At 58.3% G+C, this 25,404-nt stretch carries 22 protein-coding genes and 1 pseudogene; 7 read left to right on the top strand and 16 right to left on the bottom strand.

What is annotated here, in order from left to right:
• Window positions 1-4 precede the first annotated feature (4 nt).
• The 4 genes from SLW75_RS13180 to SLW75_RS13165 form a co-directional block, all read right to left on the bottom strand.
• Window positions 5-799: an endonuclease/exonuclease/phosphatase family protein gene (locus tag SLW75_RS13180; protein ID WP_410934646.1), complete on the bottom strand. Its 795-nt coding sequence runs from the start codon at window positions 797-799 to the stop codon at window positions 5-7.
• On the bottom strand, window positions 796-1,713 hold the full coding sequence (locus SLW75_RS13175; protein ID WP_410934645.1) for a DUF72 domain-containing protein: 918 nt from the start codon (window positions 1,711-1,713) through the stop codon (window positions 796-798). The genes SLW75_RS13180 and SLW75_RS13175 overlap by 4 nt, the downstream gene beginning before the upstream one ends.
• Before the next feature lie 142 nt (window positions 1,714-1,855).
• Window positions 1,856-2,491: a CGNR zinc finger domain-containing protein gene (locus SLW75_RS13170; RefSeq protein WP_410934644.1), complete on the bottom strand. Its 636-nt coding sequence runs from the start codon at window positions 2,489-2,491 to the stop codon at window positions 1,856-1,858.
• Between the two features lie 177 nt (window positions 2,492-2,668).
• Window positions 2,669-3,709 carry a hypothetical protein gene (locus tag SLW75_RS13165; RefSeq protein ID WP_410934643.1) on the bottom strand — a complete coding sequence of 347 codons (1,041 nt, stop codon included), beginning with the start codon at window positions 3,707-3,709 and terminating at the stop codon, window positions 2,669-2,671.
• Window positions 3,710-3,838: 129 nt separating this feature from the next.
• On the opposite strand from SLW75_RS13165, the gene SLW75_RS13160 reads away from it, so the two are divergent.
• Complete coding sequence (locus tag SLW75_RS13160) at window positions 3,839-4,399, top strand: hypothetical protein (protein ID WP_065986530.1); 561 nt, start codon at window positions 3,839-3,841, stop codon at window positions 4,397-4,399.
• 56 nt (window positions 4,400-4,455) lie between these two features.
• Here the strand turns inward: SLW75_RS13160 and SLW75_RS13155 are convergent, their stop codons facing one another.
• The 4 genes from SLW75_RS13155 to blaOXA all read right to left on the bottom strand — a co-directional run bounded on the left by SLW75_RS13155 (window position 4,456) and on the right by blaOXA (window position 10,633).
• Window positions 4,456-7,875, bottom strand: coding sequence for a PAS domain S-box protein (locus SLW75_RS13155; protein ID WP_410934686.1), 3,420 nt, complete (start codon window positions 7,873-7,875; stop codon window positions 4,456-4,458).
• Between the two features lie 270 nt (window positions 7,876-8,145).
• The gene (gene glsB / locus SLW75_RS13150; RefSeq protein ID WP_410934642.1) at window positions 8,146-9,054 is read right to left on the bottom strand and encodes a glutaminase B; all 909 of its coding nucleotides are present in this window, start codon (window positions 9,052-9,054) and stop codon (window positions 8,146-8,148) included.
• A gap of 193 nt (window positions 9,055-9,247) precedes the next feature.
• On the bottom strand, window positions 9,248-9,745 hold the full coding sequence (locus tag SLW75_RS13145) for an HIT family protein (RefSeq protein WP_410934641.1): 498 nt from the start codon (window positions 9,743-9,745) through the stop codon (window positions 9,248-9,250).
• A gap of 72 nt (window positions 9,746-9,817) precedes the next feature.
• The gene (gene blaOXA / locus SLW75_RS13140) at window positions 9,818-10,633 is read right to left on the bottom strand and encodes a class D beta-lactamase (RefSeq protein WP_410934640.1); all 816 of its coding nucleotides are present in this window, start codon (window positions 10,631-10,633) and stop codon (window positions 9,818-9,820) included.
• Between the two features lie 293 nt (window positions 10,634-10,926).
• Between blaOXA and SLW75_RS13135 the strand changes: the two are divergent.
• Window positions 10,927-11,378: pseudogene (locus SLW75_RS13135) on the top strand (thiol-disulfide oxidoreductase DCC family protein).
• A gap of 5 nt (window positions 11,379-11,383) precedes the next feature.
• A complete protein-coding gene (locus SLW75_RS13130; RefSeq protein ID WP_410934685.1) occupies window positions 11,384-11,779 on the top strand; it encodes a DoxX-like family protein in 396 nt (131 codons plus the stop codon).
• A 47-nt stretch (window positions 11,780-11,826) separates the two neighbouring features.
• On the opposite strand, the gene SLW75_RS13125 is transcribed toward SLW75_RS13130, so the two are convergent.
• Window positions 11,827-12,321 (bottom strand): hypothetical protein, encoded by a 495-nt coding sequence (locus SLW75_RS13125; RefSeq protein WP_410934639.1) that lies wholly within the window; start codon window positions 12,319-12,321, stop codon window positions 11,827-11,829.
• Between the two features lie 86 nt (window positions 12,322-12,407).
• On the opposite strand from SLW75_RS13125, the gene SLW75_RS13120 reads away from it, so the two are divergent.
• Window positions 12,408-13,304: a serine hydrolase domain-containing protein gene (locus SLW75_RS13120; RefSeq protein ID WP_410934638.1), complete on the top strand. Its 897-nt coding sequence runs from the start codon at window positions 12,408-12,410 to the stop codon at window positions 13,302-13,304.
• Window positions 13,305-13,429: 125 nt separating this feature from the next.
• On the opposite strand, the gene SLW75_RS13115 is transcribed toward SLW75_RS13120, so the two are convergent.
• Window positions 13,430-14,227, bottom strand: coding sequence for a phosphodiesterase (locus SLW75_RS13115; RefSeq protein ID WP_083232998.1), 798 nt, complete (start codon window positions 14,225-14,227; stop codon window positions 13,430-13,432).
• Between the two features lie 242 nt (window positions 14,228-14,469).
• Here SLW75_RS13115 and SLW75_RS13110 point away from each other — a divergent pair, with 242 nt between their 5' ends.
• The 3 genes from SLW75_RS13110 to SLW75_RS13100 all read left to right on the top strand — a co-directional run bounded on the left by SLW75_RS13110 (window position 14,470) and on the right by SLW75_RS13100 (window position 17,717).
• A complete protein-coding gene (locus SLW75_RS13110) occupies window positions 14,470-15,462 on the top strand; it encodes an AraC family transcriptional regulator (protein WP_410934637.1) in 993 nt (330 codons plus the stop codon).
• A gap of 132 nt (window positions 15,463-15,594) precedes the next feature.
• Entirely contained in the window at window positions 15,595-16,629 is a 1,035-nt protein-coding gene (locus SLW75_RS13105) for a histone deacetylase family protein (protein WP_410934636.1), read from the top strand.
• Window positions 16,626-17,717 carry a polyamine ABC transporter substrate-binding protein gene (locus SLW75_RS13100; RefSeq protein ID WP_410934635.1) on the top strand — a complete coding sequence of 364 codons (1,092 nt, stop codon included), beginning with the start codon at window positions 16,626-16,628 and terminating at the stop codon, window positions 17,715-17,717. The genes SLW75_RS13105 and SLW75_RS13100 overlap by 4 nt, the downstream gene beginning before the upstream one ends.
• 583 nt (window positions 17,718-18,300) lie before the next feature.
• On the opposite strand, the gene SLW75_RS13095 is transcribed toward SLW75_RS13100, so the two are convergent.
• The 6 genes from SLW75_RS13095 to SLW75_RS13070 all read right to left on the bottom strand — a co-directional run bounded on the left by SLW75_RS13095 (window position 18,301) and on the right by SLW75_RS13070 (window position 25,403).
• Window positions 18,301-20,514, bottom strand: coding sequence for a TonB-dependent receptor (locus SLW75_RS13095; RefSeq protein WP_410934634.1), 2,214 nt, complete (start codon window positions 20,512-20,514; stop codon window positions 18,301-18,303).
• Window positions 20,515-21,265: 751 nt separating this feature from the next.
• The gene (locus tag SLW75_RS13090; protein ID WP_410934633.1) at window positions 21,266-22,273 is read right to left on the bottom strand and encodes a succinylglutamate desuccinylase/aspartoacylase family protein; all 1,008 of its coding nucleotides are present in this window, start codon (window positions 22,271-22,273) and stop codon (window positions 21,266-21,268) included.
• A gap of 33 nt (window positions 22,274-22,306) precedes the next feature.
• Window positions 22,307-23,083 carry a transporter substrate-binding domain-containing protein gene (locus SLW75_RS13085; protein WP_410934632.1) on the bottom strand — a complete coding sequence of 259 codons (777 nt, stop codon included), beginning with the start codon at window positions 23,081-23,083 and terminating at the stop codon, window positions 22,307-22,309.
• Between the two features lie 86 nt (window positions 23,084-23,169).
• Window positions 23,170-23,928 carry an amino acid ABC transporter ATP-binding protein gene (locus SLW75_RS13080; protein ID WP_410934631.1) on the bottom strand — a complete coding sequence of 253 codons (759 nt, stop codon included), beginning with the start codon at window positions 23,926-23,928 and terminating at the stop codon, window positions 23,170-23,172.
• Entirely contained in the window at window positions 23,925-24,575 is a 651-nt protein-coding gene (locus SLW75_RS13075; protein WP_410934630.1) for an amino acid ABC transporter permease, read from the bottom strand. The genes SLW75_RS13080 and SLW75_RS13075 overlap by 4 nt, the downstream gene beginning before the upstream one ends.
• 3 nt (window positions 24,576-24,578) lie before the next feature.
• Window positions 24,579-25,403 carry a transporter substrate-binding domain-containing protein gene (locus tag SLW75_RS13070; protein WP_410934629.1) on the bottom strand — a complete coding sequence of 275 codons (825 nt, stop codon included), beginning with the start codon at window positions 25,401-25,403 and terminating at the stop codon, window positions 24,579-24,581.
• Window position 25,404: the final 1 nt, after the last annotated feature.

Here is a 25,404-nt window from a genome sequence, read left to right as displayed (position 1 = left end):
CCCCTCATAGCGTTACCTCCACCGCCAACGGCGCATGATCGGAAAGGTGCGACCAGGGACGATTGGACATCACCCTGGGCGACCGGATGTGCGCGTTGCGCACGTAAATACGGTCCAGGCGCAACAACGGAAAGCGCGCTGGAAAACTCTTCGCCGGCGCCCCAAATGATTCAACAAAGACCTCGCGCAGCCCGGCAGGATTCAACACGCCATCGGCCTTCTGCCGCCAATCGTTAAAATCCCCCGCCACAATCACTGGCGCATCGGACGGCAACCGACCCACCAGATCAGCGAGCAATTTCAGCTGCTGCTGGCGATGAACCTCTTTCAGGCCCAGGTGCACGCACACCGCATGCAGCTCGCCGAAATGCGGCACGTCCAGCACGCAGTGGAGCAGGCCGCGCTCTTCGGTGCCGTGGATGGAAATGTCGAGGTTTTCGTGGCGAATAATCGGGTACTTGGACAGCAGTGCATTACCGTGGTGACCATGGGGGTACACGGCATTGCGGCCGTAGGCGAAATCCTTCCACATGCTGTCGGCGAGGAATTCGTACTGCGACGTGGTCGGCCAGTTTTTCACGTTCTGCGCGTGGTCCTGATGCTCGCCGTGGACTTCCTGCAGGAACACGATATCGGCGGACACCGTACGCACCGCGTCGCGCAGCTCCGGCAGGATGAAGCGTTTATTGAGGAAACCGAAGCCCATGTGCATGTTCATGGTCAGCACATTAAGCGTGACCGACGTCGACGCGCTTTGTCGTCGGCCGTGGAGTTCTTCGGGGATCAGGGCACTGGTCACAACGTGGCTCCATGCAAATCGCCTGGCGCAACTTCCAGGTTTTCAGTGAGATTGAAACGCTCAAGCAACCGGCGCGCGTCGTAGGGCGCGCGGACCTTGATGTCGTTATCGAAGTAGCAATAGACGTCGCGGGATTTCCGCGCCCGGGGCGCATTGTCCACGATCAGTTGAGCATCCTTGGGCTGCGCGCCCCGCTGCCACGCGTCGATGCGGTCGCCCCAGTGCTTGATCGCCTCGTCGGAATAGCCGCTGGCATAGAGTTCCTTGTCGCCATGCAGTCGCACGTAGACGAAGTCGGTGGCGAGGTCTTCGACGTGGGGCCACTTGCCGGCGGTGTCCGCGACCACCAGCGCGACCTTGTACTTGCGCAGCAGCGCGACAAAGGCCGGCACCTTAAAGCTTTCATGGCGGATTTCAACGGCGTGCCGCAGCTTCAGGCGGGGCGGAATGTCCAGATAACCCGGCTGCTGCAACCGCTCGGCGCACTTGCTTGCACAGGCCTTGGCGGCTTTACCGTCGTGGGGCAGCAGTTTCAGAAAATGTTCGAAGCGCTCGGGGTCGAATGGGAAATTGGGCGCAAACTGCCAGAGGATCGGGCCCAGCTTTTCCTTGAGCTGGAAAATACCGGAGGCGAAGAAATTGGCGACGGGCTCGTCGATCTCTTTGAGGCGGCGGACATGGGTGATATAGCGCGGGCCCTTGACGCTGAAGACGAAGCCTTTCGGCGCCTCGTCGTACCAGCGCGCGTACAGGTCGGGAGACTGCAGCGAATAGAACGAGCCATTGATTTCGATGCTGTTCACGGCTCTGGAGGCGAATTTCAACTCGTTTTTCTGCGTCAGGCCGACGGGATAGAAATCCCCGCGCCACGGCGTGTAACGCCAGCCTGAAATGCCGATACGAATGTCGCCCATGCCTGTGCTCTCTCATGTCCCGCCGCGGCACCTGCCCCGACGCTTGTGAACTAGAGATAAGAAGCTTGAGAACGTGGCAGGTTCCCTGGCTTTTTGCCGGTGTTAGGGCGCAGATTGCCGCAGGCTGCACGGACGCCAGTGCTCATGACTCGGCCGTGGCCCTTTTGATCTTTTCCCGGGCGCCGCAAATATTCATCTGGCACCAGCGGCGGCGGCCGTTTTTCGACGTATCGAGAAACAGCCAGTCGCAATCCGGCGTGGCGCAGGCCTTGAGACGCGTCAGATCACTGGTGGTCAGCAGCGCCGCTGCCTGCACCGCGAGACGACCGATGAAACCGGCCGTCATCGAGCCAAGATCGTCGCCCACACGCCAGCGCCAGATCACGCCCGCAGGCGTCAGCACCAGTAAACGCTGGCCAGCGGTGTCCACCAGTGCCTGATTCAACGCATCCAGGCTGGACGTGCCAGGCCCGTGGTCCAGCGCCATGGGCAGCAGCAACCGATACAACGCTTCGCGGAAATCGATTAACTGTCCAAATGACGTCATCGCGTGCCAGGACGAGTCCTGTACCAGCGCAACGAAGTGCTGATGCTCCTGATCGTCGATCAGCCCGGCGTGGTGAAACCAGTGGACGATGTCCTCCAGATTGCCCAGCTTGTCGACGACCTCCCGCAACCCCGTGCCCGGCCGACGGCCGTCACAGGTATTGAGGTAATCCAGCACCGCAGCACCGCCGACGAGACGGATGGCGTTGATCTTCAGCTGTCCGATAGACATTGCCTGCCCTCAGTTTGAAGCGATGAGGGAATGATGGCAGAGAAGTGAGGGGGTGCTGAAGTTTCGGACGGTTGTCGGCGATGTCGTATCGGTGCCGGAAGTGCTGAAGTGAAACGATTCAATAGGCCGACTTTCGTCAAACTGGTCAATCGCATAACGTACTTCCGGCAGGCCCGATTAATTTTGCCAGCAACCCGTGAACCGCTTGCACACATCAAAACGCTGATCCAGATCTGCCATGCGCGCCTGATGCGCGCTCAATGTTTCCTTTTCCAGTTCTCGATAGGTTCGGTAGTAGTACTCCAGCATGGCGTTGTTGGTAGACATCGCCTTGCTGCGGTCGGCTGTTGGCCCGTCTGGCGACAATTCGACAATTTGAGGGGTCTCGAGCACGCCTAGACTGCGAGTGTAGTAATCCTTGTAGAGCTCTAGTGCACGCGCCTTGATAGCCATTTCATCTTTGGCGAACTGTTCAAGGTTCTGGTGATATTCAGTCCAGTACACATCGGGCAGCTTGAAGCCAAACCGTTGCTTGCGTTCGTCCATCGCTGTGCCGATCAACGCGTCTCTAGACGAAGAGGCGTCGTCGTTATCAGACTTCATCTTGGGGATAACACTTGCATCAACGATTCGCGCGATCAGGGCCGCACGCTCCGGAGATTGCGGCGGTGCTTCGACAGACTTGGGGAAGATCGGACTGCGGCCGGCGCAGGCGGGCAGACCTTTGTAGGTCAGCGCAATTGGCGAGCGTATGACCTTGCCATCAATCTGGCGCAGTCGGCTAAGGGAGACCTGGCAAGTGTTACCTGTGTGGCGAAAGTTTGCTTCGTACTCGCCGCTGCTTTGCGGCGTGAAGTTGAACCCCACTGTGCACACGCTGGCGCTGCCCAATGTATTGGCTCGAGCGAACAGTTCGTGGTCTGGCCGCAAGCGGACTTCCAGATAAGCCTTGGCGTCATCGGGAGCAGCAATGCTCATATCCGCCCTGCGCCGGGTATTGGCGGTGAACAGATTGTTCAGGATTCCGGTGGTCTGGCCGCCGCAATGCTCTTCGTCGAACAGATCGAGGGTCGAGTTTTCGTTACTGCTGATGAAGCGCAGCTTTGCAGAATCAGATTCACTGGCATCCGGATAGGATCCGTTGAAACTGCACCCGCCCAGTAAGAGTGCGGCAATGGTTACACCGCCACGCAGGCGCTGTGGGGAAAAACTGAACATATTGACTGATCGTCCTTGATGTACAGATAGGCGAAAGGCCATCATGCTAATGAAGGCTGTCGTCGCCGTCCAGCGCGCCGGTAATAGCTGGTTCGAAACGTTTAACTGCCACCCTGGAGAACTGCCTGAATGCTTGGCTCGCAGCACATACTCGCACTTGGCCTGACCGCATCACTGATGGGGTGTTCATCATTGCCTGAGGACATGGCGTTGAATTCGCCCGTTTACAATGCGCAAAACGCCGGTCTGGTTGTTGGCACGCTGATTGAGGGTGGTCCATACGGAACGTATCTGGAGTTTCGTGATATCAAAAGTGACAAGATCTTCGGGTGGGGCCCCAAGGATGATTACTCGGCGTGGCTACCCGCCGGTGACTATGAGGTAAGCCGCCTGGGTAACCGCCGCGGCGTAATGGGACCTTACTACAAATCGCTGCGTTTCAGCGTTGCCAAAGGGCAGATCAACTACCTCGGCGAGATGGTCTACGACTGCTCGGAGGTCGCACGGCCGGCTGCAGTTTACGGCGTGATGGACTGCGGATTTCTGGCCCTGGGGCAGTGCACAGTCCCGCGCCCCAGCGTGAACATCTGCGTTGTGGACCGCGAGGCCCAAGCGATCGGGTATTTCTTGCATCAACATCCCGAACACGCCGCATTACCTGTTCATAACGCGGTTATGTCGCGGCATTGAGCTTCGTCCCCTGATCCTCTACCGCGCCTGGTAAGTACCCGGGCCACCTGGCTGCCTCAGGCCGTCCCTCCCAACTGAGCAAGACTCGCCGCCAGTTCGCTTTTGCGGAACGGCTTGGTCAGGCGCGGCAAATCCGGGTCGAGCCCTTCATGTTCGGCATACCCCGAGACCAGCAGGATAGCCGTCCCGGGCCGGGCGTTTCGGACGCGTCTGGCCAGGTCGGTGCCACTGATGCCCGGCATGAGGTGGTCGGTGACGATCAGATCGACAGGCTGCCCGGTGCCCAACAACTGCAAGGCTTCTTCGCCGGACGAGGCTTCGATCACGCGATAACCCAGATCGGCCAGCATGTACGCCGTACTGGCGCGCACCAGGTCTTCATCGTCGACCAGCAGCGCGATCCCGCGCAGGGAGCGTCGGTCCGGGGCCTCGTCGATACGCAACGCCGCCGCCGGCACGGTCATGCTGCGCGGCAGCCACAGCTCCACGTTCGTCCCAAGCCCCGGCGAGCTCTGAATCGTCAGCGCGCCGTTGAGCTGGGACGCCAGGCCATGCACCATCGACAACCCAAGCCCCGTGCCTTTACCGACGCCCTTGGTGGAAAAAAACGGTTCCACCGCCCGGGCGAGCGTGGACGCATCCATGCCAATGCCGGTGTCCGCAACGGACAGACAGAGGTAGTCGCCGGTCGGCAGCCTGGAACGGTGGCCGGTGCACACCCATTCGGCACTCGCCGAGATCCTCATCGTGCCGCCTTCGAGCATGGCGTCCCGCGCGTTCACGGAAAGATTCAGAAGCGCCATCTCGAGCTGATTCGGGTCCGCGATGGCGGCAGGCAGATCAGGCGGGGCATCGACGACGACCCGGATTTGCGGCCCGGTGGTGCTGGCGACGAGATCGCCCATGCCGTTCACCAGTTTCGCCACGTCGACCGACACCGGCTGCAGCGGCTGACGGCGCGCAAAAGCCAACAACCGCTGCACGAGTGTCCTGGCGCGATCGGCCGATTGCACGGCGCCGGAGATCAACCGCTGCTCACGTTCGCCGCCTACGCCTTTGCGCTGGAGCATGTCGAGGGTGCCGACGATCGGGGTGAGCAGGTTGTTGAAGTCATGGGCGACGCCGCCGGTCAGCTGACCCATGGCCTCCATCTTCTGACTCTGGCGCAACGCCTCCTGGACTTCTTCGCGCTCGGCGATGGCTTTGGCAATCCGCACTTCCAGCGTGGCATTGAGTTCGCGCAGCCCCTCCTCGGCATCCTTGCGGGCCGTGACTTCAACCACCGTGCCGGTGACGCGCAAGCAACGGCCGGCGGCATCGAACACGCCCCGCCCCTTGGCGGCCACCCAGCGAATCACACCATCGTCTCTGCCGACGGTGCGGTAGTCGACGTCATACAGCGCGCGGCGTTCGGGGTCGCTGGCCGCCGTGAATGCTTCGATCGTCTCGTCCCGGTCCTCCGGATGCAAGCCGTCATAAAAGTCTTGAATCGTGACCCGCACGTCAGCCGGGATGCCGAACATTGCTTTGGTTCTGGGGGGCCAGATCAACGCGTCGTGGACGATGTCCACGTCCCAGAAACCGATATCGGCGTGTTCGACGGCAAGGCGCAGGCGCTCTTCGCTCTCGCGCATCCGCATCTCGGCGCCCACACGCTCGACATGCGCCCAGCAGCGCTCGACCACTTCCCTGACCAGCAGGACTTCAGCGGGCAACCAGTCGCGAGGCTGATCTTGATGAACCGCCATCATGGCCGTCAGCCGGCCATTCTTGACCAGCGGGCAGCAGATGATCGCGTCGATGCCAATCCCACGGAAGGTCTCCAGGCCTTCGCCGGGACCCAGTTCTGCAACGGCGTCGCGCACGATCAGGGTTCGGCCTTCGCGCATGTCAGCCGCCGTCCGCGGGCCGAAAAGATCGAGGCTGTAGGCGCCGACCGAGCTCTGAATGCCAGCCGCGTTATAGTCGCTGCGAATCCAGAAGCGGTCATGGTCGATGTCGACATCTGCGTAGGCGCAGCGCGACACGTTGAGCCTGCGCCCGAGCAACTCGGTCGCCGCGAGCATCGCGTCTTCGGCCCGGCGGATGTTGAAAAGGCGGTTGTCGAGCTCATCAAAAAAGCTCAGACGCGCCGCGCTCTCTTGCAACGCCGCTTCCGCCTGATGCTCGGCCGTGCGGTCGCGGAAGATTTTCACGAAGCCGCCCTGATCCGTTGCCAGCGGCATCATCAAACCCGAGCCCCAGAAGCGCGCGCCGTGTTTATCGACGTGCCAACGTTCGTTGACGGCGCGCCCCTGCTCCATGGAGAGTTCGAGCTCGGCTTGAAAGACCCGTTCGATCTGGTCCGAATCGGTGTAGAAGAGATCACCGTCGCGGCCCATGACTTCATCGGCGCAGTAACCGACGATGCGCTGGGCGCCGATGTTCCAACCGGTGACGGCCCCCCGCCCATCGAAGGTGATGATCGCGAAGTCCTCGGCGCCTTCGACTATCTGGCGGTAGCGCACCTCGCTGCTGCGAATGGCGGCCTCAGCGCGCGCACGGTGCACGACCAGTCCCACCGTTTTGACCACGAAATCGCCGATCTCGATATCCGCCGTCAAGGGCTCGCGCCGCTCGGTGTGATACATGACAAAAGTGCCGAGCATGGCGCCCTGCGCCGAACGGATCGGAATCGCCCCACAAACGTGCAACCCGTGTCCGACGGCAAGCGCCCTGAATTGGGCCCAGTGAGGGTGGTCCACGATGTCGGACACCGCCGTCCGCGAGTTCGGAACCGTCGCGGTTGTGCTGGAGCCTGAACCTGCGCCGACAGTGACGTGTGCGGCAGCCTCGATAAATGCAAGGGGGAGGTTGGGCCCGGCGCAATGCTGCAGCTGGCTGCCCTCCTCGTTCAGGAGCAGGATGCTGCCCAGGAAACGGGACGGCGACAGCGCCTCCACCTCGCGGACGATCGCGTCCAGCGCGGCGTTCAGCGGTGTTTCTTCAACCGCCAGTTCAAGGATACGGTTCTGGGCGGCCCCGAGTGCAGCCGCGCGATTGCGGGCCTGGGTCAGGCGCGCATTCTCGATGGCGATGGTTGCCAGCCGCGCCAGACTTTCCAGGCGTTTGACCGTGTCGTCATCGTGACTGCGGACCTGCGACCAATAGGCGCCCAGCGCCGCGACCGGCACTGGCCGACCGATGGGTGCCATAACAAGGCTACGCACAAAGGTCGGCGCGTAGATGTCTTGCGAGATGCGTGGATCGAGCCGGACGTCACGGATCGCAACCGTCTCGCCGCGGTGCATGACCCACCCGGAAACACAGTGGTCAGCCGGAAAGGTCTGGCCCTGCCACAGCGCAGAGACCGCATCTTCGGCTATGTAAGAACACCGCCCTTCGTCCTGAATCACCACCGCAATGCCATCCGCGCCGAGCGTGGCACGCGCCACGTCTCGCAGCACCGCGACGACTTCGTCCACGGATCCCGCCATGACGAGCCGTTCACTGGCATTCAGCACATGAGACAGGCGCTCATCGCCGCTGGGGTCGACTGGAACAGTAGTCACACGGATCTCCCGACATCGCCACGGCATCAACATCCCGCAGACTGGTTCGAACTGGACAGGGCCAAAGCGGCATTGTATCGGGTAACCCTTCGCCCTCGACACGGCTCGATTCGGCTTTCTCGGAAAAGCGACCAACGCGCCCGCCGGTCAAACTTTTTCAATGATCAACCGAACGTCAAACAACCACGACCCCTGTCAGAAAACAGACCAGCCAATCCGCGAACTCAGCAACTCCAACGCCGCCATGCCGGCGAGTGAATTCCCGGCAGCATTCAGTTCCGGCGACCACACGCACACGGTGAATTGGCCGGGCACGATCGCGACGATTCCGCCCCCTACCCCGCTCTTGCCCGGCAATCCCACGCGGTAGGCGAAATTGCCGGCTTCGTCATATAGCCCGCTGGTGGCCATGATCGAGTTCACTTGTTGGGTCTGGCGCGGCGTGAGGATCTGCTCACCGCTGTGTTTGCAGAACCCGTTGTTCGCCAGAAAGCAGAACGCCCGGGCCAGATCCAGGCAGCTCATCTTCAGCGCGCAGCAGCTGAAATAACTGCGCAGCACGATTTCGACTTCGTTATGGAAGTTGCCGAATGACTGCATCAGGTAGGCCATGGCCGCGTTGCGTGCGCGGAATTGATATTCGGAATCCGCCACGCGGGCATCGATCAACACCTGGGGATTGCCCGACAGCCGCCGTACGAAATCGCGCATGGACAAGGTCGGCGCAGCGAACCGCGACTGGTTGATGTCGCAGATCACCAAAGCCCCGGCATTGATAAAAGGGTTACGCGGGCGTCCGCGCTCGAACTCAAGCTGCACCAGCGAGTTGAACGGCTGACCCGACGGCTCATGGCCCAGGCGCTCCCAAATGGCTTCGCCAGAATGACCGATCGCCTGAACCAGGCTGAACACCTTGGAAATGCTCTGCACCGAGAACGGCTCCAGGGCATCGCCCGCGCAATAATAGGTGCCATCGTTGCCATAAACGGCAATGCCCAATTGCTGCGCCGGCACGTCGGCCAGCGCGGGAATGTAATCAGCCACCTTGCCCTGGCCGATCAAGGGACGCACTTCGTCGAGAATCTCGTTCAACAGCGTTTGCATGGAGGGTCCTGGCGTTGATCCCCTGACGGCAGCAGAGGTTAGGGTTCATGACGAATGCTGGAGGGGCGGGATCACACAATTGGACAGGATTTTGGTTTTTTTGTGGCGGGTGGGTTGGCGCTTTCAGGTTGGCAGCCGTTGGTTGACCGAGCGCTTTTGCGGGACTGTCGTTTTTCTGAAATCGGCCCTGCCATCAGATACGAGTGTCGGGACTGAATGCATGCCGCAGCGCCGCGATGGCTTGATCGATGGACGGGCCTTCTATCGGCGGAGGATCAGGGCGCTCACAGAATTCTCGCCATACGAAGAGGGTCAGTTCCGCGCCGTCGGTTTGGTTGGAGCCGTCAGGTAGCGAGCCGAAGGTTTGCAGCGATCTGTAACGTTCGTCTTTCCAGAACAACGCCTCGACCCATGAGTAGATCGGGATGAAATGGAAGTGAATGGAATGGCCCGCGTCATGGCCGAAATGGCCGATGTAGAGGCGTTTGGGGAGCAGGTGGGTTTCGATGGCTTGCTGGATTTGGGCCTGCAATACACCGAGCTCGGCCAGCGCTTCGTTGGGTAAGGTTGTCAGTGAATTGGTTAACTGCCTGGCGCTGAGCATCAGGTAGCCTGGGAGGTGGCTGTCCTTGCGGTGGTTGATCAGCCAGTGGGTGGTTTCGTGAATGACGAGATTAGGGGATATGTGCATGAGGCGGTCCTTTACGCTGATGACAGCTGAGTAACGGTCAAGACGGATGCCGCCCGGCCTGCTGGGCTTCCTTCATCGCTTCACCAGCGATCTGGCCAGCTCGGGCCACTCATCCAGTAACGCATCACGAACTCGCAGTCCTGCGGGCATCGGCTGCGCGTGGTCATCTTGAGCTAGACGGGCGAAAACCAGGGAATGTTCGCCCTTCGTTGCCCAACCGACGAACCATCCGTATCCATGAGCCTCATCGCTTGTGCCGTCTCCCATCCGAGGAAATGCTGTGCCTGTTTTACCGTGAACGTCCCAACCGTCTGGCCGCAAGGCGATTTGCGAAATCCGACTCGTCATATCGAACGCATGGGGGCTCACGGGTAGTTGACGGTTCACCAGCCTGTTCAGAAAAGTGATCTGTTCGCGAGGAGAGATTTTCAACGAGGAGCTGATCCAGGCACGATCAAGGCCGTTGTTTTTCCCCGGATCACCCGTCAGGTCGGTATTTCCGTAATCGAATGACTCGGCATATCGCTTGACCTTAGCCTTTCCAAGCGCATGCGTAACGCGTTGAGAGAACCACACCACGGAATATTGAAACCACCGCGCTGCATCGGTCGGCTCCCGCCATGCAGCTCCGCCCCAGTCAGGATCACCGGGACGGTACGGCAAAGTAGGAGAATGCTCGTTTTGCAGAAAAGCTGCGTCAAAGCCCATCAGGCTAATGGCGATCTTGAACGTTGAGGCGGGGGTCACTCGGCTGCTGCAATCACCTTCTTCAAGCAGAAGCTCACCACTTCTCGTGTCAGCGACAATCGTGCAAATAGTCCCGGCAAGTGCTGCCGAGACATTGAACCCCAGAATCAGTAAACCTAACGCAACGCGGCGCATAAACATAAATCCTATTCCTTTAGACGGTGATGCAGGAGTCTCTCCCGCGTGGGGAATACGACTCCGCAGTTCGAGCAGACTCTCTCCGAGCCGCTTATCCAATATCAGCTTTTCTCAGGCCTGTTCGACGGTTCGCTCACAGCTGACCGGATCAAGTGCAAGGTAAGCGAAATTCCCTACTCTGCGCATCAAAATCGAATCGAAGGCATGTGGTTGCACAGACGACTCCTTTGCCTTGACTGGAAACGCTACGACAGCGCGCCATACAATGCTTCCATCGCCCCCGCAGAGAATCCAGCATGCCTGCCTCATTGGTCCGCCCTGCCCCCGCGCCGCTTCTGGCCCCTGGTGAAACCGTGGTGCTGTTCGACGGCGTCTGCAAACTGTGTAACGGCTGGGCGAAGTTTCTGATCCGGCACGACCGTCACCATCGCGTTCGACTGGCAGCGGTGCAGTCGCCCGAAGGTCAAGCCTTGCTGGCGTGGGCAGGGTTGCCCGTCAATGCGTTCGACACCATGGCGGTCATTCGCGACCAACATTACTGGGTGCGCTCGGAGGCATTCTTCGAAGTGGTTACTCTGTTGCCGGAAGCGTGGCCAATGTTTCGGGTGCTGCGTATTTTCCACAGTGGTTTCGTGACTGGGCTTACGACCGCGTCGCGCTAAACCGCTATCGTCTGTTTGGAAAGCACGAAGTGTGCATGCTGCCAACACCTGACCATCAACAGCGCTTCCTCAAGGGATTTTCGTGAAGGGGATGCGCCAGGTTCACTGGCTGGCACGCGGCAGCCTGGCTTTCATGTTCGCTTACCACGGCCTGGTGCCGAAGCTCATCGCATTAAGCCCCGGCGAGCAGATGCTGTTGCAGGCTCACGGGCTGGGACATTCAACATGGTTGGTCCAGGCGGCAGGCGCGGCAGAACTGGTGCTGGCCGCAGTGTTGCTTCTTCTACCTCGGCTCAACTGGCCGCTGCTGCTCGGCGGACTCATCCTGCTAGCTCTGCTGGTGGATGTGGCGATCATGCAACCCTCAATGCTCTTGGACGCGTTCAATCCGGTCACGTTGAATGTGGCGGGAATGGCGCTATGCGCCATCGCGTGGGCTACAAGGACAAGGGATCAGTCACCTTGGGGAAGTCAGGAACGCAGCTGAACACTAAGAACATTAGGTGACGAATGTCAGCCTGGAACGATAGCGGACTACTTGCCGGTCAGGAACGTATAGATGAACAAGCCGAAAAAGGCACCACAGGACAGGTAGGCCATTGCCATCAAGCACTTTCCTGCCTTCTCAGCGCTCCCCTTGCCCTCGCGATACACAATGCTCCCCGTCACCCCGAAAAAAATAACGGGCAACATATAGGCCCGAAAATGTGCGATCACTTGCGCTCGCTCAGGCAAAAACCAGATGAGAATCAAGAAAAACAGCAATACGCCGTACGCTAATCCAGCGAATACGAAGGAGCCGCTGAGTGTTTTATTGCGTTTGGCTTGAGTCATATTTCCGCTTCCTTGCGCATTGACGAGCAATGTAAATGCCCCGAAATATCCTACTTGAAGCGAACGGCCTGACGGCAGGCTTTGGGGAGCATCTGCAGTGGACCAGAACAGTCTTCGATAAAAGCAACTACGCCCGCCAGAATAACGATATTTCCCTGCCTGAAACAACGTCCTCCAAAGGACGAATGAATCCATCAGATGTGCCTCGAAGGCCTCCGGCGAATAAGATCAAATGAGATATCGTGTCGAGCCCTCGACCCGCAAACATCCCAAGGACGCCAATGCTCAGTTCACTCATATCAAATGGTCAGCCACAAACGCCCGACCCATCAGAACTGATGGTGCCTTGGTGGAGTTTTACGAAAACGGTCCTGGCGGCAACAGCCCTCTCATTGGTGCGTGATGGGCTGATCGGATTGGACGAACCTATTCCCGATCAGCTTTTCACGTTACGCCAGCTACTGCGGCATGAGGCAGGTCTCGCTGATTATGGCGAACTGGCGGAGTATCACGCTGCCGTTTCAAACAGCGAATCAGCCTGGTCAACAGACGAAATGATGCAGCGCCTGGACGGCACTCGACTTCGATACAGCCCCGGAACCGGCTGGCGCTATTCAAATGTCGGATACATGCTGATCGGCAGGCTTATTGAGCGGCTAACTCATCTGACGCTTGATGAAGCGGTCAATCAACGGGCACTAAGCCCATTGGGCCTGTCAAACGTTCGCTTCGCCAAAACGCAGGCAGACTTACAAACCTCCCCTCTTGGAAGTGCCTCTAATTACGACCCCGCCTGGGTCTATCACGGCTTGCTGATCGGCCCACTCTCGCAAGCGGCGGTATTCCTGGATCGACTCCTGTCCGGTGATCTTCTCCCGAAAAGCCTACTTCAGGAAATGCAGGCAGCGCGGGGATTGGGCGGCGCGATTCCCGGGCGCCCATGGGTCAATGCCGGCTATGGCCTCGGTGTCATGCAGGGTTCGATTGACGGCGGGTTTACCCTATGCGGACACACAGGCTGCGGGCCTGGCAGCGTCATTGCCGTTTACCGTATAGACGACGGCGACACATCGGCGTGTTGCGCAGCGTTTGAGGCGAACGCCAGTGAAGGAGCGGTCGAAGCCTTTGTTGCTGGAGAACTGGTACAGGTCTTGCGGCAAGAGACGGAAGGCGTATAAGCCCTTTTTTGCCTCAGCTTTGTGGTTATTCGGCGATTGACCGCTTTGGGTCAATAGCTGCCCGTTACCAGCACTCACCCGATGCAGGCACTCACCCCCATCCGCCTCCCGCCACACTCCTGCAGTCATGCAAACGGCAGTGGCCCGCGGAATGTGCCGATTGGCACCCAGTGGGTAATCAGACCCGTATCCACCTTCCAGTGATGCAGAAGCAACGCCGGCGGCTCCACATACGACGCCTCTTCTGCCTCTGGATCCAGGGCCAACCCGATGGCTGTCGTTGTGCTGGGGGCAGTGCACAGGACTGTGCCGCCAAAACGTAATTGCATCGAGCGGTGAATGTGTCCGCACACCACACGTTCGATCGCCGGATAACGCTGCACCACCTCGCGCAGTCGCTCCGAGTTCCGGCAGGCATACGTGTCGATATAGGGAATGCCACTGAGGAACGGTGGCTGGTGCAGCATGATCAGAGTCGGACGCGCCGGCTCCTGGGCCAGTGCCGCATCGAGCCAGGCCCCAGCCGCCTCGGTCATGTCGCCGTGGTGTTCATGCGGTACGGTCACATCCACGCCAATGATCCGTACCGGCCCGAGGTCATCGGCGACGAAGTGCCACGGGCCTGCCGTTGAAGAGAGATACGGCTGGGAAAAGGTACTACGCATTAAGTTTCGGTCATCATGATTGCCAGGAATCATCAGCAACGGCGGCTCGATCCCGGCCAGCAATGTACGCGCCATTGCGTACTCTTGCGGTAGCCCCTCATCCACCAGGTCGCCGGTGATGATCACGACATCGGGTCGCGGCACGAGCCTGTTCAGGTGTGCAATGGCCTGCTCGCACATCGTGTTCGAATCAACCAGCCCCTGATAAAGCATGCCTTGCGGCCTGATATGCAGATCGGAAAGGTGGGCAATCAGCACGGGACATTCTCCCTAGAGGAAGCAGTGATCGATGTCGGGTGAAGGTAGCATGTCTGAGCTGCGATGGACGGCGTCAGCGTCCATGCGGCATGGCAGAGCGCCGAGATCTTGGAGGCCGGAACGGGCGATTGGTTGTTGAACCGGCCCAGGCTCGAACAGCCAGTCGCCGAAGCAAAAATAACCAGGCGGGATTCCGGCACATAACTTGCCCTTTTTGTATTCCTCGCTTGGCTGGAAGTCCCATGTTGCACTCCCATCTCACCACCCTCAATGCTGTCTCACTGGTCCTGAGCACGTTCAAGGCCCAAGGCTGGTCCGCCGAGGCGCTGCTGGCCGGCAGTGGCATATGCGCAGCGGACCTGAACCGTGCCGACACGCGCATCGCCACGCATCAGGAGATGCAGGTGTGCGCCAACGCCGTGGCTCTGCAGCGCGATATCGGCCTGATCGTGGGGCGGCGTATGCATGTCTCATCCTACGGCATGCTGGGCTATGCCCTGCTTACCAGTGCCACTTTCGGTGACGCGCTACGTCTGGCTCTGCGTTATCCCGCGCTGCTGGGAACACTGTTCGAGCTGAGTCTGGAGGAAGACGGCGAACGGATCTGGTTCACTGCGGGCGATTACCGCGAGAATCCGGCACTGACCGCCTTCAATGTCGAGCTGTGCCTGGGGTCGCTAAAGGTCATTTGCGACGACCTGCTCGGCCACTCACTGCCCTTGCTGGGCGCTCGCTTTGAGCATGATGCGCCGGACTATCAGACTCGCTACGCCGAATGTTTCGACTGTCCGTTGCAATTCCAGTCCACCGTCAATGCATTTGCTTTTGATAAACGCTGGCTCGACCAGCCTTTACCGCTGGCTGATGCGGTAACACACCAGGCCATGACCGAGCGCTGCCGAAAACAGAACACTGAGTTCACCGGGCGCGAGGCCTGGCTGGGGCGAATCCGGCTATTGCTGGCTGCACAACTGCATGCCGCACCTGGGCTGGACGGGCTGGCCCGACAGATGAACTGCTCGGCGCGCACCTTGCGTCGACACTTGCACGACCTGGGCTGCAGCTATCAGGAACTGCTCGACGAACTTCGTTTCGAACGCGCCAAGCAAATGCTGGCCGAAGACCGGTGGCCCATCTACCGGATCGCCGAGACTCTGGGCTTCAGCGAGACCGCAAGTTTTCGGCACGCCTTTGTGCGCTGGAGTGGCGTGGCGCCGAGCCAATTTCGCGCATGACGCCTCATTGAGGAGCGAATTACGGACAGAGAATCTGGCCATATTTATCCCCTTTTGGCCGCACTTACCGTTCTCATAAGCTGCGCCCAGGGCAAGACTGTATTGACCGATACAGCCTGCGGAGAACAACCAATGCTGACCATCTACTCGGATGATCACCACCTGCACCACGGCCGCTGTGAGCTGATGGACGGGCAGTTGATGCCCTGCTTCGAAATGCCCTCACGCGCCGATCATGTATTACAACGGGTCAGGGACCGTCAACTTGGCGAGGTACAGGCGCCGCAGGACTTTGGCCTGGAACCGCTGCAACGCGTTCATAGCCGGGAGTACCTGGATTTCTTCAAGGGTGCCTGGGCGCGCTGGACCGAATTTGGTCAGGACGGCGACCTCTTGCCCTACACCTGGCCCGCCCGCACCCTGCGCCGCGTGTTACCCGAAAGCCTGCATGGTCAACTCGGTTATTACAGCTTCGACGGCGGAGCGCCAATCACCGCCGGCACGTGGCAGGCAGCCTACTCGGCGGCGCAGGTCGCGCTTAGCGCCCAACAGGCGATTCAGCAAGGGGCCCACAGTGCGTTCGCCCTGTGCCGTCCACCGGGACACCACGCAGCTGGCGACTTGATGGGCGGTTATTGCTACCTCAACAATGCCGCAATTGCCGCCCAGGCCTTTCTTGATCAAGACCACAAAAAGGTCGCGATTCTGGATGTGGACTATCACCACGGCAACGGCACCCAGTCGATTTTCTATGCGCGCAGCGACGTGCTGTTTACCTCGATCCACGGCCACCCGGAAGCGGAGTTTCCGTTTTTCCTGGGCTATGCCGACGAGTCGGGTGAAGGCGCCGGTGCCGGCTTTAACTTCAACTACCCTCTGCCGGCCGGTTCCGGCTGGGAGACCTGGAGCGCGGCGCTTGAGCAAGCCTGCACAGAAATTGATCGTTATGGCGCCGACATCATCGTCGTCTCCCTGGGCGTGGATACATTCAAGGACGATCCGATCTCGACATTCAAACTCGACAGCGAGGATTATCTGGCGATGGGCGCACGCATCTCCCGCTTGGGTAAACCTACGCTGTTCGTGATGGAAGGCGGCTACGCGGTGGAAGAAATCGGCATCAATGCCGTCAACGTTCTCGAAGGTTTTCAAGGGGCTGCCCAATGAACATGTTCAAGTCACTTATCCTTTGCACTGCCGTTATCAGCGGCATGGCTCATGCCGAAGAGAAAACCCTGCGGGTCTACAACTGGTTCGACTACATCACCCCCAAGGCGCTGGAGGACTTCAAGGCGCACAATCCCAGCCTTAAATTGGTGTACGACATCTTCGACACTAATGAAGCGTTGGAAGCCAAGCTGCTCACCGGCAACTCAGGGTATGACGTGGTAGTGCCATCCAACGTGTTCCTGGCCAAGCAGATCGAAGCCGGAATATTCCAGCCGCTGGACCGCAGCCAATTGCCGAACTGGAACCACCTCGATCCCAAGCTGATGAAGCTGATCGAGGCCAACGATCCGGGCAATAAATTCGCCGTGCCTTACATGTACGGCACCATCCTGATCGGCTTCAACCCGGACAAAGTCAAGGCCGCCTTGGGTGCCGATGCGCCAGTGGACAGCTGGGACCTGATTTTCAAGGAAGAAAACATCAGCAAGCTCAAGTCCTGCGGTGTAGCGCTGCTGGACTCGCCCTCCGAAATCCTGCCCCTGGCCATGCAGCACTTGGGCCTCGACCCCAACAGCAGCAACCCCAAGGACTATGTGAGGGCCGAAGCGCTGCTGATGAAAATCCGCCCCTATATCACCTACTTCCATTCCTCCAAATACATGGCAGATATCGCCAACGGTGACATCTGCGTCGCGGTCGGTTACTCCGGCAGCTTTTCCCAAGCCGCCAACCGCGCTAAAGAGGCCAGGAACGGCGTGACCGTAGACATGCGTCTGCCCAAGGAAGGCGCACCTATCTGGTTTGACATGCTCGCCATTCCCAAAGGTGCCAAGAACCCACAAGACGCCTACACATTCATCAACTACCTGCTGCAGCCGCAGGTGATTGCGCCCATCAGCGATTTTGTCGGCTACCCCAATCCCAACAAAGACGCTACCGAACAGGTTGATCCGTCGATTCGCAACAACCCCAACCTGTACCCCACCGAGGCCGCGATGGCCACGCTCTATACGCTCAAGCCTCTGGGTCGTGACGCCGAACGCGCCCGCACGCGGGCTTGGACCAAGATCAAGTCAGGCACTTGATACGTTGCCGTTATACGTAGCGGGGCGAACTGGATGACCAAGCTTTCATCTGCGGTAAAGCGTGGTATGCGCTTTCAAGGTGTCCGCAGTGGTCGGTTTACCGTGGGAAATGGTCAGCTTTTGAAAAGAGCCCATTGATTAGCGATCTTGGGTCGAGAACGGTCAGGGGCGCTGTGGGAGCGGATGCGCTACAAGGACCAGGGCACTCGAACAGAACCCCTCAGTGACCAGTAGATCGCCGGTTGTGTTGGGATTTGAAAAAAGCCGGCTTCCTTAAGCACTGAGCTTACCTTCCCAGCAGACACATCGGTAAGCCCGATACATGCCCTTGTATGAAAGCGTTTTACTGGTTTTGCAGTCCAGGAAAACCTTATGAAGCCCCGCTGCTAACCGGAAGCTACCAGCCTGGTACGGCCCCCCTTTTCCACATTATTTAGGCTAGCGGTCTCGCATCCAGTGTCGCCTTGCGCATGCATGAATATCAGCTCGCTTCCCAGTCAAACCTGCACCCAGAGCCATTGCCAGCCCTTTTCGCCACATACTAAAAAGTATCGACTAAAGGGCTGAACAAGGCTCGTGGCGATCAGAACCGATAGGTTTCAGATAGCTGAACCGTTCTCGGCGGACTTGGCATCAGCGTGTAGTCAAACGTCGCAGCGGTGCCTCCGGTGTAGTACGTACGGTCGAAGAGGTTGAAAACGTTCATTTGCGTCGTCCAGCCTCCAACCTTGTATGAGGCCATCACATCTGTTCGGACATAGCTTGAAAGCTTGAACGTGTTGGGCAGCGTTGCTTCGCGAGAGCCTACATAGTAAATACCGCCGCCCACCTGCAGACCTTCGACTGACTTTAACTGGTAGGCCGTCCACAGGTTGGCACTGTGGCGCGGTGCATTGCTCAAAACATCCCCCACAGGGTAGTTGCTATCACTGCGTACCTTCGCAACGGTGTAGGTGTAGCTCGCAGCAGTTTTCCATCGTGGGGTGATGTTGCCAGTAATATCCAGCTCTACGCCCTGACTTCGCTGTTTGCCGGTTAACACCTGGAGCAAGGGGTTGTCCGGGTCTGTGGTCAGGATATGGTTACGATCAAGATTGAACACCGCCAGATTGGCATCAAGGCGGTCCTTGATCAGCTCGTGCTTGAGCCCCACCTCGAACTGCTCCGCAACCTCAGCTTCATAGGTGACGTTGCTGCCGCTGTGACCGACATTCGGTGAATGGCTGAGGCTCCAATCCGCGAAATACGACGTGCTGTCAGTGGCCTGCCATACGACTCCCACACGCGGAGACAAGGTCGATTGTTGTCCTTGAGCCGGGTCACCACCCGACTCCCTGGCGCGGTTGACGAATCGGTCTGCACGTAACGCGGCCTGGAGCTTGATCGTCGGTGTCAGCTCGATGAGGTCCTGTACGTACGCACCGTAGTCCTTCCCTTGAGATTCGTGGCCATTTAGCGAACCGGCCGGCGTCAAACCTGAAAAGTAATCCGGATTGCTCAGATCAAGCGTCATCGCAGACACCTGTGAACCCGAGCTTGAAATCTTCTGGAGGCTGTAGTCGGTGCCTATCAACAACTGGTGTTTGATGTCCCCAGTGATGATGTCGCCTACCAGCTCCGCACGCGTCCCGAGCTGTCGAGAAGACTCATTTGCGTTGCTGTAAACAGAGTAGTCGAGCAGATTATCCGTCGCCGTTGTGCTGTTAGGGAATGACTGGGTCGAACGCTGCCGTGCATACGAATACTGACCTGCCAGACGCAACTTCCAAGTGTCAGATAGCTGATGCTCGAACAGCAGAGTTTCAGAGAGGGTGTCGTTTTTCCCGTAGTCGCCGTCAATACCAGCGTACCGACTCCGGCTGAGTCCGTAGTATCGGGTTTTCGACAGTTCGCGGTAGTTGGCCACTGCAGGAACGCCGAAGTCGAATCCATCTCGGTTGAGGTGGTTATACTCACTTAACAGCGTCAAAGAAGTTCCGTCGTGGTTATCCCAGGTTATCGCAGGCGCAAATGACCATGAGTGGTCACGGGTGTCGTCGCGGAAAGACGAATCATATTCGGCGGACGCATTGACACGCACGCTCAGGTCTTCATTCAAAACTCGGTTAACGTCTAGGGTGGAACGCGCCAAGTCGTGGCTCCCTGCTGTGCCGGTCACTTCTCCAAAGTCATTCCACTCAGGTCGTTTCGAGACGGTATTGATGTAGCCACCAATCGCACCTATGCCCCCGTACAACGCACCAGCGGGCCCCTTGAATATTTCGACTTGATCAATGTTCTGCACATCGCGGAACGCGTAATAGCCGTAGTTGCGAAAACCATCGCGCAGGCCATTGCTTTCACTAAAGCCCCGGATGTTGAAGAAGGTTCCACCGTTCCCACCGTAGTTGGCCTCCGCATGCACACCGCTGACGGTTTCAGCCACCTGATCGATACGGGTAACGCCTCGGTCTTTCAGCAGTTCATTGGGTACGACCTGAATGGACGCAGGGTACTCCTTGAGTGGGGTATCCGTTCGGATGCTGCTGGCCGACGTCTGAGTAACGTAGCCAGAGATGGGGGTGTCCACGACGAGGGTGCTTGGCAGATCGACCGGAGGTTGTGCCGAGTTCGGCACTACCGGACTGTTGGATGTCGTGCTTTGTTCTTTCTTTGCCTGAGCGGGTGGTGATGGCTCGGCACCGATTTCCGCGTTGCCGTTTGAAGCCAAGGCAAGCCCTGGCGCGCACGAGATTGCTGCAAGGTAAACGACATAAGGGAGCGGGCGGAAAGGCCTGCGGTTGAAAGTACTGTTCATGGTCAATTTCTTTAGAGTAGGCAGCAACGAATGGCGCAGGCCTCAGGGCCAGCACTTCAAGATTTCGACAGTTTCCCGATGCACCATGCGCAGAAGCGCCTTTAGCACTTGTTAGGGCCAAGCGCTTAAAGTGATGGTTATAGGGACAACAGGCTACTCAAGGCGCGCGAGGATGCAGACTCAGTAATAACGCTGTGGGATGGGTCGGTAGCGTCAGGCGGCGCGGAATTGGGCGCATCGGTCTGCGCCGAAGCAGCCAGCCCAGCACGGCGAACAGAATGAGGCCCAACGGCAGTGACGCTGCAAAAAAGCAGTCGCTGAAAGGGGAGTCCATGCCTGGCATGGGCGGCATATGCTGATTCGCTGATGCCTTGTTCAAGTGGTGATTAGAGTGATCCATCACCATCGCATGTCCAGTGGACATTACTTGGCTAGATTGGGACGCCACACTGGGCACAAACATCTTCTGCAACATCTGCCCGTGCCCAATGCTGCATGCCATGCCATTAAGTAGCACGAGGATCAGCAAGGCTGGAGCTAGATACTTGAGATAAGAGCGGGTCCCGTCCATGGCGGCGAAAGGTATCACTGCCTCGGGAGTAAGGCCAATGAGAAACTGTCTTTGCAGTAGCTCATCTTTTGAGCGAGGCAGTATACCGTCAGGATAAATAACCAATTACATCCTATGCCAAGGCGATTGTCCTCCCGCTAGCATCCTGACCATGGCTACATTTAGAGACGGCTCGTGACGCTAGAGCAATCCTGGTCGGGACTCTGCGAGCTGAAAGAGACAATCCCCACGCTCGACTCTGCCAATCGCCCGCTTGCACACTACCTGGCCGGTCCCCTCAAAGACCACGACCTCTGGCTCATGCAGCGGCTCGTCCGGGAAATGAATCAGCGCAGCAGCTTGCCCGGCCTTCACCTCATCGCCAAGTTCGACCAGAGGCTCCCAAATTCCTCGGTGCCGCGCGTAAGCGTAGTGGGTGAGTCGATCGATGCGCATGAGCACGGCCTCGGCAGGCGGCTTGGCTGGCACCAGCGACCCGTTCAAGACGCCGGTATACCCCATCAGATGCAGTAATCCTTGTTGACCCTGTTGTAGCAGCGCTTTGCTCACGTTGCCTGCTCCACCCAATTCAGTAAGAAAGCAGATCGCACCTTGTCTACGTGCCGCTGCCGTGATGTTGACCGGGTTCGGAGAGTAGAGATAAGCCCGCGGTAACCCAAACGCCTTCAACAGGCCGACTACGCGCTCTTCTTCCTCTTTGTCTCGCGGCTCCAAGCCCATCATGTTCGCGCCGTTGTATTGCAAGGATGAACCGCCAGAGTGCAGATCAACCAGGTAGTCCGCCCGTTGGAGAAGTACGTGCTCCACAAAATGTGCGATGACTTGGGTGGGCGTTCCGGCCGGGTCACCCGGGTAAAGCCGATTGAGATTCCCATCATCCAGGGGGGAAGTGCGCAACCCTGCATCTGCCGCTGGGTAGTTGAGCATGGGCAGGATAATGACCTGCCCGGTAATCATTTCCGGCTCGATCATTCGGATCAGGTTACTGGCGATAATCTGGCCTTCATATTCATCCCCGTGACTGCCGGCAGTCACGATGAACACAGGGCCATCGCCCCGTTTGATCGACGCAATCGGGATCGGAATCCAGCCGTAAGCAGAACGATGGACCGAGTGAGGCAAGCGCAGATAACCAAAATGCTTACCGGGCGCGTCTAGATCGATATCGCTTTTAATTGTGTGCAGCATGTTTGCCAGCCTTCATTTGTGATGCATAGACGCCTACCAATCGGCGTTTGCTTTAGCCATGTTGCCGACCACGTCGTAGTCGGCGCCCAGATAGCGTTTGCCGATAGCCTGCAAACTCCCATCGGAGATCATTGAGGCGATCGCGCCGTTGATCGCGATGCGAAGAGCGTCGTCGCCCTTTGGGACAATGATTGCCCCAAGCGAATAGGTGACAGGTTCTCCCACCGGTTTGATTGGCAGGTTGCCCGCGACACGCGTTTTCTCCCCAACGAAATACGAAGCAATCACTGAGTCCAGTCGCCCGGTTGCGAGATCGGTGAACAGCAATCCACCACCTTCATATGCCTTCACATCAGACTGCGTGAGCTTGCGGTGCGCCCACAACTCGTTGGATGTGCCTGAGCTGACGCCAACACTCCTGCCCGCGAGGCTTTGCGCGTCGTGAATATCGGTGTTTAGGTCATTCACCCAGATACGAAAATCCTGAACGCTGTAGGCATTGGTGAAGTCCACCAGTCGGGCACGATCTGGGGTGTTGGCCATGCCGCTGACGACCAGGTCGTATTTGTGCGTTTTGAGGCTTTCCACAAAGTTGGCAAACTTGTCTGCGACGAACTCCACGTGGGCAACGCCAATGCGTTTGAAGATCTCCCTGGACACTGCGACGTCATAGCCGTCAGGCTGGTTCTGATCGTCGAGATAGCTCCAAGGCCGGCTGGTAAAAGTTGTCGCAACCTGTGCGGTGCCGGCCGCCTTGATGCGGGCCAAGGCATCAGGCGCTGACTCCGCATGAGCATTGGAGGTGCTCAACAGTAAGGAACACAATAGGCCTGTGAGAACGTGTAACCGGGATTTGCTTAAAGGTGTCATCGTCTTGCCCCAGATGAAGTTGGCGATCAGTACCGGCGCAGGAACTGCTGTATGCGCTCGCCGCTTTCCCCACCGAAGAACGCTTCAGTGGAGCAATCCTTGATCACCACACCGTTTTCCATGAACACAACGCGGTCTGCTGCCTCTCGCGCGAAACGCAGCTCATGGGTGACCACCAGCATGGTCATGCCGCTGTTCGCCAGCTCACGCATGACGCCTAACACTTCGTCACGCAGTTCAGGGTCCAGGGCGGAAGTCGGCTCATCAAAGAAGATCACCTCAGGGTCCATGGATAGCCCTCGCGCGATCGCGACACGCTGCTTCTGGCCACCTGAAAGCTTGGCTGGATAACTGTCGGCTTTGTCAGCGAGACCGACTTGATCCAACAAATGGCGCCCTCGCTCAAGCGCCTGTGCCCGTGGGACCTTCTTAACGCTGAGAAGCCCCTCGATGACATTCTCAAGGGCCGTCATGTGCGGAAAAAGGTTGAAGGACTGGAAGACCATGGCGGTCTTTTGCCTAAGCAGCGCCACTTGCTTGCGCGTAGCTCGGTCGAACCGGCCATTGCGTGGAATTTCGACCCGATGACCGCACACCTCCAATACGCCCGCGTCTGGTTTTTCCAGGAGGTTCAAAGAGCGCAGAAGCGTCGTCTTGCCCGACCCCGAAGGCCCCAGAATGACAACAACCTGGCCACCCTGTACCTCTAGATCAATATTTTTGAGCACGGCAAGATCACCGAAGGACTTGCTCAGGCCAGTAACACGTACAGTGCTTGCATTCATCGCATGTGCCTCGTCCAGCGGCCTTCCAGCCAGGTTTGCAGGATGGTCAAAACCTGGTTGATCACCCAGTACATCGCACCCACCATCAGGAACATTTCCATGTAACGAAACGTGGAAGCACCTATTTGCTCAGCGACGCGGGTCAACTCCATTACGGTGATCGTCGAGGCCAGTGAGGTGTCTTTGATCAACGCGATGAGTCGGCTTCCCATGGTCGGCAGCGCTATCCGAAACGCTTGCGGGATGATGATGCGGCGAAGGCAGGTCCAGTACCCCATGCTCATCGAGTTGGCCGCTTCCCACTGGCCACTGTCGACCGCACTAATGCCTGCACGGAAGGTTTCACTCAGGTATGCCGCTGAAAACAACGTAAGGGCCAAGAGCGCAGACGGTATGGGCGTCATTACGATGCCGTAGTGCGGTAGACCGAAATAAATCAGGAGTATCTGTACCAACAGCGGTGTCCCGCGAAAGAGCGAGACATAGCTGAAGGCAATCACGCGGAACAAACGCACCGGGGAGATTCGCATCAGGGCAATCATCAACCCGATGCCAGTACCCAATACAAATGCGCCCAGCCCAAGCCCTAGCGTCACAACGATCGCCTTTTGCAACAAAGGCAATGCGCGCAGAAATAGATCCCACATTTCCTATTCCTCGTTCAGTTCGGCGAGGGCGGCCTTGATGCCGTTGGTCATGTGGTAATCAGGACCGATCCACTCTTTGGCTACAGCGTCCACTGTACCGTCCGCGACCATTGACTCAATGGCTTTGCTGACGGCGTCACGCAAGCTGTCTTTGCCCATGGCCAGTGCCGGAGCCGAGAGCTGATATGTAAGCGGCTCACCCACTGCTTTTATCGGAAGGTTATTGACCTTCCTGTATTTCTCACCGCCGAACAAAGAGGACAACACGGCATCGACACGCCCAATCGCCAAGTCGTTAAATACCAGACCACCATTCTCATAGGCCCGAATGTCGGACGTGGTCATGTGTTTGCGTGCCCAGGACTCGTTGCTGGTTCCTGAAGTTACCCCGATGGAGTGCGCTGGCATGTCCTTGATGCTGCGGATGACCTCATTATCGTTGCGAACGAAAATGTAGAATTCTTCGACGCCATAAGGACTCGCAAAATCCACTTGCTTCCGGCGTTCATCGGTGGGCGTGAGGTCGTTCATAACCATATCGTATTTGTCCGCCTTCAATCCCTCGACGAAGCTTTTGAAGCTGTCGGCTACGAACTCAACTTTCGCTACACCAATGCGCTTGGCGACCTCTTTGGCGATTGCTACGTCGTACCCTGCTGGCTGGTTGTCCTGCCCCAGATAACTCCAGGGAGGGCTTGCCTGCGTGTTAGCGACGCGGATAACGCCACGCTCACGCAGGTTCTGCAGGGAGTCCTCAGCGACCGCCGCCGAACCGATGCCCAGTGACAAAACCATTGCCAATGCGAAACGAATGCCGTTCTGTTTCATT

The sequence above is a fragment of the Pseudomonas sp. W5-01 genome, assembly GCF_046540435.1.
In the GTDB taxonomy this organism is placed as follows: Bacteria; Pseudomonadota; Gammaproteobacteria; order Pseudomonadales; family Pseudomonadaceae; genus Aquipseudomonas; species Aquipseudomonas graminis_B.
Note: the sequence above shows the minus strand (reverse complement) of the source record. Positions and strands in the feature narration are given on the sequence as shown.